Here is an 11232-nt window from a genome sequence, read left to right on the forward strand (position 1 = left end):
GGGTGGACAGGTCGCACGCGGGCAGGCAGCCGGCCACGGTGCCGGGCGTGCCGGTGGCCGAGGCGCGGTCCCAGCCGGTCCAGGTGCCGGCGAGGGCCTCGACGTCCGCGTCGGAGAGGTGGTTGACGTGGTCCACGGAGGCGGCGCCGAACTCCACGGCCACGCCCACGCCCGGGCCCTGCTCGATCTGGTTGCCGTGCAGGCGCACGCCCAGTCCCGCCGCCACGCCCGCGGCGAGCACGCGGCGAGTCTGCTCGGCGTCGAAGGCGCCGGCGTCGCAGAACACGTCCACCCAGCCCGCGTGCTCCCGCACGGCCTCGAGCATCGGTCCGACGACGTCGTCGAGGTAGTCCTCCGCGTCCCGGCCCGGGGGCACGAGGTGGGCGCCGAGGAAGGTCACCTCGTCCACGAGGCCCTCCTCGCGCAGCCCGGCCAGCAGGCGCGCGTGGCGCGCCTCCTCCGCCACGGTGAGCCCGTAGCCGGTCTTGGTCTCGAGGTAGGTGGTGCCGCCGGCCACCGCGTCGGCCACCCGGCCGCGGACCAGCTCGGCCAGGCGGTCGTCCGAGGCGGCACGGGTGGCGGAGGTGGTCACGCCGATGCCGCCGGCCGCGTAGGACTCGCCCGCCATGCGGGCCTCGAACTCCGCGGAGCGGTCCCCGTCGAACACGAGATGCGTGTGGGAGTCCACCCAGCCGGGCAGCACGGCGCGGCCCTCGACGGACACCCGGTCGTCCGCCTCCGGGGCGTCCGCGGCGGCGCCGATCCAGGCGATGCGCTCGTCCTCGACGACGACGGCCGCGTCCTGGAGCACCCGCCCCTCGGGGTCGACGGTGGTCAGCTCGGCGATGTCGGTGATGAGCGTGGAGCGCATGGGGGCCTCTCTGCGGGACGGACGGGGGTGGGGCGGTGGGGTGGGCCTCAGGTGAGCGCGGCCACCAGGTGGGCCAGCGGCGTGGCCAGCACGATGGTGAGCGCCACGCGCTCGACCCAGATCACCAGGAGGTGCCACATCTTCACGGGGATGTCCGTGGCCAGGATGGCAGGAACCACCGCGGAGAAGAAGATGATCGCGGAGACGCAGACGACGCCGATCACGAACCGGGCGACGAGGTCCTCGTGACCGGCCGCCATCGTGGCCGGGATGAACATCTCGGCGATCGAGGTGGCGGAGGCCGAGGCCAGCAGGCCGGGGTCGGAGTAGCCGAGCGCCCAGAACAGCGGGTAGAAGATCACGCCGATCCACTCGAACACGGGCGTGTAGGTGGCCAGGACCAGGGCGATCAGGCCCACGGACATGATGGAGGGCAGGATCTGGAGCACCATCACGAGGCCGTCCCGGAAGTTGACCCAGATGTTCTTCGGCAGGGACGGGGCCTCGGCGAGGGTCTGCTCGGCGGCGCGCAGGGCCACGCGGAAGCGGTCCCGGGTGACGGCCTGCTCGGGCGAGTGGGTGACGCCCGGGTAGCACTCGTCCGGGATGCGGCTCAGCGGCGGGATGCGCACCGTGATGGCGGTGACCGCGAACGTCACCGCGAGGGTGCCGAAGAAGTACCAGAGCCAGATGTCCATCAGGCCCAGCGTCTTGGCCACGATCACCATGAAGGTCGCGGACACCGTGGAGAAGCCGACGGCGATGATCGCCGCCTCGCGGGCCGTGTAGCGGCCGCCGGTGTACATGCGGTTCGTCAGCAGCAGGCCCAGGGCGTAGGAGCCCACGAAGGAGGCGACGGCGTCGACGGCGGCGCGGCCGGGCACGCGCCAGATCGGCCGCATGGCCGGGCGCAGGTAGACGCCCACGAACTCCATGAGGCCGTAGCCGATCACGAGGGCCAGGAAGACGCCGCCGATGGGGACGATCAGGCCCACGGGCACCACGAGCTTGTCCATCAGGAACGGGCCGATGCTCTCGTCCAGGATCCAGCTCGGGCCCACGCCGAACACGACCATCGCCGAGGCGACCAGGCCGAGCACGGCGAGGAAGGCGAAGACCGTCCGGGTGGTGCTGGTGCGCCAGCGGCCCGAGGCGAACGGGTACACGGCGCCGGCGGCGATGATGGCCATGCCCACCCAGCGGTCGGCCGGGCCGAGCAGCCCGCGCACCCAGGTCACCAGGTGGTCCAGCGGGATGGAGCTCGCCCCGTTGATCGTGACGGGCACGAAGAACATGACGATGCCGATCGCCGAGTAGACGATCATGCGCCAGCGCGCCGGCGGGCGGGGCGCGTCGGCCTCGATCGCGGCCATCGCGGTGGTGTCGGTGTGCAGCTCGTGGTCTGCGGGGCGGGACGAGTCCATCGTGGTGTCCTTTCGATCGCGAGCCGGACGGGCGTCCGCCCGTCCGGCTCGCGGCGGTGAAGCCGTCGGACGGCGACGGCGCGGCGGCACCGTCGCCGTCCGACGACGTGACCGGGGTCAGTCCCGGATCGTGGCCTCCATGGGCACACGGACGCCGCGCTCGGCGGCGACCTCGACGGCGCGGGAGTAGCCGGCGTCGACGTGGCGGATGACGCCCATGCCGGGGTCGTTGGTGAGCAGCGCCTCGAGCTTGGCCGCGGCCAGCTCGGTGCCGTCGGCAACGCCCACCTGGCCGGCGTGGATGGACCGGCCGATGCCGACGCCGCCGCCGTGGTGGATCGACACCCAGGTGGCGCCGGAGGAGGTGGCGGTCAGGGCGTTCAGCAGCGGCCAGTCGGCGATCGCGTCGGAGCCGTCCAGCATGGACTCGGTCTCGCGGTACGGGGAGGCCACGGAGCCGGAGTCGAGGTGGTCGCGGCCGATCACGATCGGCGCCTTGACCTTGCCCTCGGCCACGAGCTGGTTGAAGAGCAGGCCGGCCTTGTGGCGCTCGCCGTAGCCCAGCCAGCAGATGCGGGCCGGCAGGCCCTCGAACTCCACGAACTCGGCGGCGCCGTCGAGCCAGCGGTGCAGGTGCTCGTTCTCGGGGAACAGCTCCTTCAGGGCCTCGTCGGTCACGCGGATGTCCTCCGGGTCGCCGGAGAGCGCGGCCCAGCGGAACGGGCCGAGGCCCTCGCAGAACAGCGGGCGGATGTAGGCCGGGACGAAGCCCGGGAACTCGAACGCGCGGGAGTAGCCGGCCTTGCGGGCCTCGTCGCGGATGGAGTTGCCGTAGTCGAACACCTCGGCGCCGATGTCCTGGAAGCCGACCATGGCCTCGACCTGGCGGGCCATGGACTCCTGGGCCTTCTTGGTGAAGGTGTCCGGGTCGGCCTCGGCCTCGGCGTGCCAGTCCTTCTCGTCGATCTCGATCGGCAGGTAGGACAGCGGGTCGTGCGCGGAGGTCTGGTCGGTGACGATGTCGATCTCGACGGTGCCGGCCTTCTGGCGCTCGAGCAGCTCGGGGAACACCTCGGCGGCGTTGCCCACGAGGCCCACGGAGACGGCCTCGCCGTCGCGCTTGGCCTGCATGACGCGCTCGACGGCCTTGTCGATGTCCGTCTCCACCTCGTCCAGGTAGCGCTTGCCCATGCGACGGCGCAGGCGGTCCTCCGAGACGTCCACGATCAGGCAGACGCCGCCGTTGAGGGTGACGGCCAGGGGCTGGGCGCCGCCCATGCCGCCGCAGCCGCCGGTGAGGGTGAGGGTGCCCTGGAGGGAGCCGTCGTAGCGCTTGCGGCCGATCGCGGCGAAGGTCTCGTAGGTGCCCTGCAGGATGCCCTGGGTGGCGATGTAGATCCACGAGCCGGCGGTCATCTGGCCGTACATCATCAGGCCCTCGGCCTCGAGCTTGCGGAACTCCGGCCACGTGGCCCAGTCGCCCACGAGGTTGGAGTTGGCGATCAGCACGCGCGGGGCCCACACGTTGGTCTTGACGACGCCGACCGGCTTGCCGGACTGCACCAGGAGGGTCTCGTCCTCCTCGAGGTCCTTGAGTGTGGCGACGATGGCGTCGTAGGCCTCCCAGGAGCGGGCCGCGCGGCCGGTGCCGCCGTAGACGACGAGGTCCTCGGGACGCTCGGCGACCTCGGGGTCCAGGTTGTTCATGAGCATCCGCAGCGGGGCCTCGGTCTGCCAGGACTTGGCGGACAGCTCGGTGCCGCGCGGGGCGCGGATGGTGCGGGACGGGTCGTGCTGGGTGAAGCCCACGGCCATGGCAGTTCCTCTCGACGGGGTGCGTGCGCCGCCGGGACGAGTGGCCCCTGTGATTTCACGGCTCGGCATGCACTTTCCGAACATTGAAACAGTGACTCGGCTCACGCGCAAGCCCGATCCGTGTGTCCCGCACCCGTTACGCTCCCTGTCATGACCACCACCCCCACCGCCTCGACGCGCACCGTGGACCGGGCCCTGGACCTGCTCGCCGCCGTCACCGAGCAGCCCCGGCTGAGCCTGACCGAGGCCGCCCGTGCCACGGAGCTGCCGGCGTCCACGGCGCTGCGCCTGCTGCGCAGCCTCGAGGGATCCGGCTTCGTGGCCCGCGACGACGACGGCGCCTACCGCCCCGGCGTGCGCCTCATCCAGCTCGGGGCGCGGGCCTTCTCCCGGGACTCGCTCGTGCAGCTGGCCCGCGGGCCGATGGACCACGTCGTGGCCGCCACGGGCGAATCCGTCTACCTCTCGGTGACGACCCCTCCGGACTCCGCCGTCTACCTGGCGATCGTGGAGGGCACGCATTCGGTCCGCCACACGAACTGGGTCGGACGCACCGTCCCCCTGGCGGGCACGGCCGTGGGCGACGCCCTGCGCGGCAGCGTGGCCGCGGGGGACTACACGCTGCGCACCCGTTCCGTCGAGAAGGACGTCACCTCGCTGTCCGCCCCCATCAGCGTGGCGGGCACGGTGGTCGGTGCACTCAGCACGCTCGTGCCGGCCTACCGCTGCACGGACGAGCTGGCGGACCGGTGCGGGGCGGCCCTCGTCGCCGCCACCCACGAGCTGGCGCACCTGCTCGGGGCGGCCGACACTCCCAGGAAACGCCCAGCCGACTCCCCTGGAAAGCCCAAGGCGAGTTCGTAGGCTGAAGCCACCTCATCGAAGGTGCGAGTGATGACGGAGAAGGCCCCGGGCCCGGCGAGAGCCGGAACCGGGGCCTTTCTCTGCGGCCGGCGCCCGAGGCGCCGGTTGCGGGGATCAGCGGCGGGAGGAGACGACGCCCGCCCAGAGGCCGCCGAGCAGGCCCGCCACCGGCAGCATCCAGAACAGGTGCAGGCCCGCCCCGTAGAGGGCGGTGTTGGAGAACACCGCGAACAGGCCCACGGCACCGAGGAAGCCGCCGACCACGCCACCGACCACGTAGCGCACGACGGAGCGGGCAGCCCCGCCCATCAGCAGCACGACCAGGTAGCCGGCCGCGCCCGCCAGGGCGCCGCCCACCAGGCCGAACATGAACGACTGCACCAGCACGACCCAGCCGTGGCCGGTCTCGCCCAGCGCCACGGAGCCGTTCGGATCACCCAGGTCGCCGGTGAGCACGCGCACGACGTTGCCGATGATCACGACGAGCACCGAGACGAGGATGACGCGGTTGGTGAAGCCCCAGCCCTCCACCGGGCCCAGCGGCTCGAGCACCTCCTCCTCCACCACGGCGTGGCGCACGGGGCGGGCCGGGGCGGTGTGGGCGTTCGCGGCGTGGGGCTGGACGGCGTGGCTGCCGTCGGCGTTGATGGTCATCTCTGATCTCCCGTCCCGCCCCGGGCGGGGCGCGTTCCGAGCGCCGGGGCGCCCGTCTGGTTGCACGTCTGACGTGATTTTAGGCTTTTCCCAGCCCGAGGGGGTAATGGTGACCCGTCCGCCGGGCGGGGGGCGGCTCAGAGGACGTCGGTGCGGCGGTTGGCGAGCGAGGGGAGGAACTCCCGGACCTCGTCGATCCGCTCGCGGGTGACCTCCGCGGTCACCACGGCCTCCCGCTCGTCGGCGAGCTCGGCGACGGGCAGCGCCAGCGGGTCCACGATCATCGAGTGGCCCACGGTGCCGTCCGAGCACGTGTCGGCCGCGGCCACCCACACCGTGTTCTCCACCGCGCGGGCCTTGAGCAGGGTGCGCCAGTGGTCCACCTTGTGCTCGCCGGAGAACCACGCCGCGGGGATCACGAGCACGTCCGCGCCCTCCACCGCCAGACGCCGGGACAGCTCGGGGAAGCGCAGGTCGTAGCAGGTGAGCAGGCCCAGGCGGAGCCCGCCGAGCTCGATCGCCGCGACGCCGCCGTCGCCGGGGGTGATCCGGTCCGACTCGCGGTGCGCGAACGCGTCGTAGAGGTGGAGCTTGCGGTACGCGCCCAGCCGGGCGCCGTCCGCGCCCACCGCCAGCAGCGTGTTGTAGGGACGCCGGTCCGGTCCCGGCTCGTAGCCGCCCGCGACGACGGCGATCCCGTGCTCACGCGCCAGCGCCGCCAGGCCCGCGGCGAACGGCTCCCAGGCCGCGGCGACGGCGTCGGGGAACTCCTCCCCCACCTCGCGGGCCCCGAGCATGGCCTCCTCGGGCAGCACCAGGAGGTCCGCCCCCTCGCCCGCGGCGCGGGCGGCGAGGCGGGCCATCACGGCCAGGTTCTCCTCGACGTCGCCCACGGGCCCGAACTGTCCGACGCTGATCCTCATGCCCCCAGGGTAGCCAGGCCCCTGCCGGTGGCCGTCAGCCCTGGTCAGCGCTGGGGCCAGCCGCCACGCTGGGGACCGGGCACGACGTCGGCCCGCATCGGCCGCCGTCGTCCTCCGCCCCCGATCCGCGCGGCACCGCGCGGCACGTCGACACCACAGGAGCAGACGCGATGACCACCCAGCAGCCCGACATCCCCGGCACGCCGGGGCCGATCACCCCCGACCTCGAGGAGCACACCGCCCTCACCCACCCGGACCAGCCCGTGGCCGTCCCGGCCCCGGACCAGCGCGGTCCGGCACAGGTCTCCCCCACCGGCCAGGACACCGGCGCCGACCCCGCGACCGCCGCGCAGGGCTGCCCGTACCTGACCACCGCGCACGGTGTGCGCCTGCAGGACTCGGACCACTCGCTCAAGGCCGGCCGCCGCGGCCCCACCCTGCTGCAGGACCACCACCTGCGGGAGAAGCTCAGCCACTTCGACCACGAGCGCATCCCCGAGCGCGTGGTCCACGCCCGCGGCGCCGGCGCCCACGGCGTGTTCCGCGGCTACGGCACCGCCGCGAAGATCAGCCGGGCCGGACTCTTCGCCAAGGACAAGGAGACGGAGGTGTTCGTCCGCTTCTCCACCGTGGCCGGCTCCCGCGGCTCCATGGACCTGGCCCGCGACACCCGCGGCTTCGCCACCAAGTTCTACACGGACGAGGGAACGTGGGACCTGGTGGGCAACAACATCCCCGTGTTCTTCGTGCAGGACGCCATCAAGTTCCCGGACGTGGTGCACTCGGTGAAGCCGCACCCGGACCGCGAGATCCCGCAGGCGCAGTCCGCGCACGACACGTTCTGGGACTTCGTGTCCCTGCACACCGAGGCCCAGCACCACACCCTGTGGAACATGTCCGACCGCGGCATCCCGCGCTCCTACCGCATGATGGAGGGCTTCGGCGTCCACACCTACCGCCTGATCGCGGCGGACGGCTCCACCGTGCTGGTCAAGTTCCACTGGAAGCCGATGCTCGGCGTGCACTCCGTGACCTGGGAGGAGGCGCTGCTCACCAACGGCATGGACCCGGACTTCCACCGGCGTGACCTCGCCGACGCGATCGAGGCCGGCGCCTTCCCCGAGTGGGAGCTCGGCGTGCAGGTGTTCGAGGACAACGAGGAGCAGATGTTCGAGGGCATCGACCTGCTCGACCCCACGAAGCTGGTCCCGGAGGAGCTCGCCCCCGTGCAGCCCCTCGGCCGCATGACGCTGAACGCCAACCCGTCCAACTACTTCGCGGAGACGGAGCAGGTGGCCTTCAACCCGGCCAACCTCGTGCCCGGCATCGACGTCACCAACGACCCGCTCCTGCAGGGCCGCCTCTTCTCCTACCTGGACACGCAGCTCACCCGCCTCGGCGGGCCGAACTGGAACCAGCTGCCGATCAACCGCCCGCACGCCCCGGTCAACGACATGCTGCGTGACGGCTTCCACCAGAGCGCCGTGCATCGCGGCGTGGCGCCGTACCGGCCCAACTCGCTCGACGGCGGCCTGCCGTACGAGACCCCCGCGGACGACCACGCGTTCATCGAGCACCCGGAGCCGCTGCCGGCCTCGGTGAAGGAGCGCGCGCACGCCGCGTCCTTCGACGACCACTTCTCGCAGGCGCGCCTGTTCTTCCTCTCCCTCTCCGAGGTGGAGCGCGAGCACGTGGCGCAGGCGTACACGTTCGAGCTGGGCAAGTGCTACGAGCAGACCATCCGAGAGCGCCAGCTGGCCCACCTCGCCGCGATCGACACGCGACTGGCCCAGCAGGTCGCGGACGGCCTGGGCATCCCCGTCCCCGCGCCGACCGAGACCCCGGCCGACGTGCAGCCCTCCCCCGTGCTGTCCCAGATCGGCGGGGCGTGGCCGCTCGACGGCCGTCAGGTCGGCGTCGTGGTGGGCGAGTCCGTGGACGAGAAGGAGCTGGACGCCCTCGTGCAGGGCATCCACGGTGCGGGCATGGTCCCGCTGGTCATCGCACCGAAGGGCGGCCCCGTGGCCGGGGAGATCGTGGCCCAGCGGACCTACCTGACCGCCGCGTCCATCGAGCTGGATGCCGTGGTCGTGGCCTCGCCGGCGGCCCCCGCCGCTGACGCCGTCCCCGGCCTGGATGAGAAGGCCGGCGCCGCCGCCTCCGAGGCGGTGGACCCGCGCGTCGTCAAGGTGCTGCAGGAGATGTGGCGCCACTCCAAGGCGATCCTCGCCCTCGAGCCGGCGGAGGCCGTCCTCGCGGCCGCCCAGGTGTCCGGCAAGGGCGTCGAGTCCGCGGCGGACGGCGCCTCCGCCGTCAGCCGGCTGACGGAGCTGCTGCCCGCGCACCGCGTGTGGGACCGTTTCCCGACGACGGGCCGCCTGGCCGACTGACCCGGCGGACCCCCGGGCGCTTTCGAACGTGAGATAGGGCCTATCTCACGTTCGAAAGCGCCCATTCGCCCTCTTTCACGTTCGAAAACGCGGGCCGGGGTGGGCCGGGGGCGGGGCACCGGGCCGGGTCAGTCCTGGATGAGGTCCCGGACCTGGACCACCTGGTCGCGGCCCGGGCCCACGCCGATCGCGGAGATCCGGCACCCGGAGAGCTTCTCGAGGGCCTCCACGTAGCGCTGGGCGTTCAGCGGCAGATCCGTGAACGCGCGGGCGCCGGAGATGTCCTCGGTCCACCCGTCGAAGAGCTCGTAGACCGGCTTCGCGTGATGGAACTCGGTCTGGGTCATGGGCATGCGGTCGTGGTGCACGCCGTCCACCTCGTAGGCCACGCACACCGGGATCTTCTCGATGCCGGTGAGCACGTCCAGCTTGGTGAGGAAGTAGTCCGTGAAGCCGTTGATCCGCGCGGCGTAGTGGGCCATGACGGCGTCGTACCAGCCGGTGCGCCGCGGGCGGCCGGTGTTCACGCCGAACTCGCCGCCGGTGGTGCGCAGCTGCTCGCCCATCTCGTCGAAGAGCTCCGTGGGGAACGGGCCGGCGCCGACGCGCGTCGTGTAGGCCTTCACGATGCCGATGGTCCGGGAGAAGCGGGTGGGGCCGATGCCCGCGCCCACGGCCGCACCGCCGGCGGTCGGGTTGGACGAGGTCACGAACGGGTAGGTGCCGTGGTCCACGTCCAGGTAGGTGGCCTGGCCGCCCTCCATGAGCACCACCTTGCCCTCGTCCAGGGCGTCGTTGAGCAGGTTCACGGAGTCCACGACCATGGGGCGCAGGCGGTCCGCGTAGCCCAGGAAGTACTCGGCGATCTCGTCCACGGTGACGGCGCGGCGGTTGTAGAGCTTCACCAGCAGCTCGTTCTTCTGCCGCAGGGCGCCCTCGATCTTCTGCCGCAGGATCGACTCGTCGAAGATGTCCTGCACGCGGATGCCCAGGCGGGCCACCTTGTCCATGTAGGTGGGGCCGATGCCGCGGCCGGTGGTGCCGATCGCGCGCTGGCCCAGGAACCGCTCGGTCACCTTGTCCATGGTCTGGTGGTACGGCGCCACGAGGTGGGCGTTGGCGGAGATCTTCAGGTGCTCGCACGAGTGGCCGCGGGACTCGAGCCCGTCGATCTCCTCGAACAGCGCCTCCAGGTTCACCACCACGCCGTTGCCGATCACGGGCGTCGCGTTGGGCGAGAGGATGCCGGCGGGCAGCAGCTTGAGCTCGAACTTCTCCCCGTTGACGACGACGGTGTGCCCGGCGTTGTTGCCGCCGTTCGGCTTGACGACGTAGTCCACTCGCCCGCCCAGCAGGTCGGTGGCCTTGCCCTTGCCCTCGTCGCCCCACTGGGCTCCGACGATCGCGATCGCTGGCATCTGCATCTCTCCTCAGGGCCGCGGGTCGCCCCGGACCGGCCCGTACATGGAAAACGCCCCCTTACGGTGCACGCGGAGGCCGTACCCCCGAATCCTACCAGCGTGACGGATGCCACCCTCTGGCTACGCTGATTCCATGAGCACCGCAGCGCCCCACGCCCAGCACTCGGAGTTCGCCTCCCCGGCCCCCGCCCGCAAGGGTCCGAGCGTGGGCACGTGGCGCCCCTGGGCCGTGCTGCCGTGGGCGCTGGTCCTCCTCGCCCTGCCCCTGATCGCGCTCGCCCTGCGCTCCAACTTCGGCGCGAACGGCTGGATGACGGTCATCTACATGGTCTTCGGGGCCCTGCCCCACGAGCTCTTCCTCATGGTCATGGTGGGGAGCCTGTTCCTCCTGCCCCGCGTGAACCCGCAGGACGAGCAGCGGGGCGGCATCCGGCTGGGGCGCTTGCTGCACACGCTGCTGGGCGTGTCCTGGGGGTCCTTCGCGCTGGCCGCGATCATCTTCCCCGACGGCGGCGACCACCCGGACTCCGGCGCCACGACCCCGGTGCTCATGGACCTGCTCGGCACGAGCACCGCGATGGACGTCGGCCTCGTGGGCGGCCTCGCCCTCGTGGCCGTCAGTGCGCTCACCGGTCTCGCGGTGATCGTGGTGTGCGTGGTGCGGCGGATCCGCGCCGTTCGCTGAGCACGCTCCCGACGACGGCGGTCAGCGCGCCGACATGACGCGCGGCGGGGTGCCCCGCGGCACCGTCTCCAGCACCGCCCCGTGGGCGCCGGCCAGGCGGGCCAGGAACACGAGGTTGGCCCGCTCGACGGGGTCTGGGTCCGCGGCCACGCCGCTGACGAGGATCCGCTCCGGCGCCACGCCAC

The 11232-nt window shown here is 72.3% G+C and carries 9 protein-coding genes; 3 read left to right on the forward strand and 6 right to left on the reverse strand.

The genetic code is table 11. The features are described from left to right. From D8M29_RS04520 to hutU, 3 genes are all read right to left on the reverse strand, one after another. On the reverse strand, positions 1-871 hold an 871-nt coding region (locus D8M29_RS04520), incomplete at its 3' end, for an imidazolonepropionase (protein ID WP_127445818.1). A gap of 47 nt (positions 872-918) precedes the next feature. Then, a complete protein-coding gene (locus tag D8M29_RS04525) occupies positions 919-2295 on the reverse strand; it encodes a YjiH family protein (protein ID WP_036315788.1) in 1377 nt (458 codons plus the stop codon). 117 nt (positions 2296-2412) lie between these two features. Next, positions 2413-4110, reverse strand: coding sequence for a urocanate hydratase (gene hutU, locus D8M29_RS04530; RefSeq protein ID WP_036315785.1), 1698 nt, complete (start codon positions 4108-4110; stop codon positions 2413-2415). A 150-nt stretch (positions 4111-4260) separates the two neighbouring features. On the opposite strand from hutU, the gene D8M29_RS04535 reads away from it, so the two are divergent. Further along, the gene (locus D8M29_RS04535) at positions 4261-4974 is read left to right on the forward strand and encodes an IclR family transcriptional regulator (RefSeq protein ID WP_036315782.1); all 714 of its coding nucleotides are present in this window, start codon (positions 4261-4263) and stop codon (positions 4972-4974) included. Between the two features lie 114 nt (positions 4975-5088). Here the strand turns inward: D8M29_RS04535 and D8M29_RS04540 are convergent, their stop codons facing one another. Further along, a complete protein-coding gene (locus D8M29_RS04540) occupies positions 5089-5628 on the reverse strand; it encodes a hypothetical protein (protein WP_127435233.1) in 540 nt (179 codons plus the stop codon). A gap of 137 nt (positions 5629-5765) precedes the next feature. Next, on the reverse strand, positions 5766-6551 hold the full coding sequence (locus D8M29_RS04545) for a carbon-nitrogen hydrolase family protein (RefSeq protein WP_036315777.1): 786 nt from the start codon (positions 6549-6551) through the stop codon (positions 5766-5768). Between the two features lie 170 nt (positions 6552-6721). Between D8M29_RS04545 and D8M29_RS04550 the strand changes: the two genes are divergently transcribed. After that, positions 6722-8941, forward strand: coding sequence for a catalase (locus D8M29_RS04550; protein WP_127435376.1), 2220 nt, complete (start codon positions 6722-6724; stop codon positions 8939-8941). 128 nt (positions 8942-9069) lie between these two features. On the opposite strand, the gene D8M29_RS04555 is transcribed toward D8M29_RS04550, so the two are convergent. After that, positions 9070-10359, reverse strand: a complete 1290-nt coding sequence (locus D8M29_RS04555) for an adenylosuccinate synthase (protein WP_127435375.1) — start codon at positions 10357-10359, stop codon at positions 9070-9072. A 136-nt stretch (positions 10360-10495) separates the two neighbouring features. On the opposite strand from D8M29_RS04555, the gene D8M29_RS04560 reads away from it, so the two are divergent. Continuing rightward, positions 10496-11047, forward strand: a complete 552-nt coding sequence (locus tag D8M29_RS04560; RefSeq protein WP_127435374.1) for a hypothetical protein — start codon at positions 10496-10498, stop codon at positions 11045-11047. Positions 11048-11232: the final 185 nt, after the last annotated feature.

It is taken from the genome of Micrococcus sp. HSID17227 (genome assembly GCF_003989405.1).
GTDB lineage: Bacteria > Actinomycetota > Actinomycetes > Actinomycetales > Micrococcaceae > Micrococcus > Micrococcus luteus.

Bases quoted from the DNA above. Each gene is read 5' to 3' on its own strand.
- D8M29_RS04525 (WP_036315788.1), bottom strand. From the start codon at position 2,295: ATGGACTCGTCCCGCCCCGCAGACCACGAGCTGCACACCGACACCACC.
- hutU (WP_036315785.1), bottom strand. From the start codon at position 4,110: ATGGCCGTGGGCTTCACCCAGCACGACCCGTCCCGCACCATCCGCGCC.
- D8M29_RS04535 (WP_036315782.1), top strand. From the start codon at position 4,261: ATGACCACCACCCCCACCGCCTCGACGCGCACCGTGGACCGGGCCCTG.
- D8M29_RS04540 (WP_127435233.1), bottom strand. From the start codon at position 5,628: ATGACCATCAACGCCGACGGCAGCCACGCCGTCCAGCCCCACGCCGCG.
- D8M29_RS04545 (WP_036315777.1), bottom strand. From the start codon at position 6,551: ATGAGGATCAGCGTCGGACAGTTCGGGCCCGTGGGCGACGTCGAGGAG.
- D8M29_RS04550 (WP_127435376.1), top strand. From the start codon at position 6,722: ATGACCACCCAGCAGCCCGACATCCCCGGCACGCCGGGGCCGATCACC.
- D8M29_RS04555 (WP_127435375.1), bottom strand. From the start codon at position 10,359: ATGCCAGCGATCGCGATCGTCGGAGCCCAGTGGGGCGACGAGGGCAAG.
- D8M29_RS04560 (WP_127435374.1), top strand. From the start codon at position 10,496: ATGAGCACCGCAGCGCCCCACGCCCAGCACTCGGAGTTCGCCTCCCCG.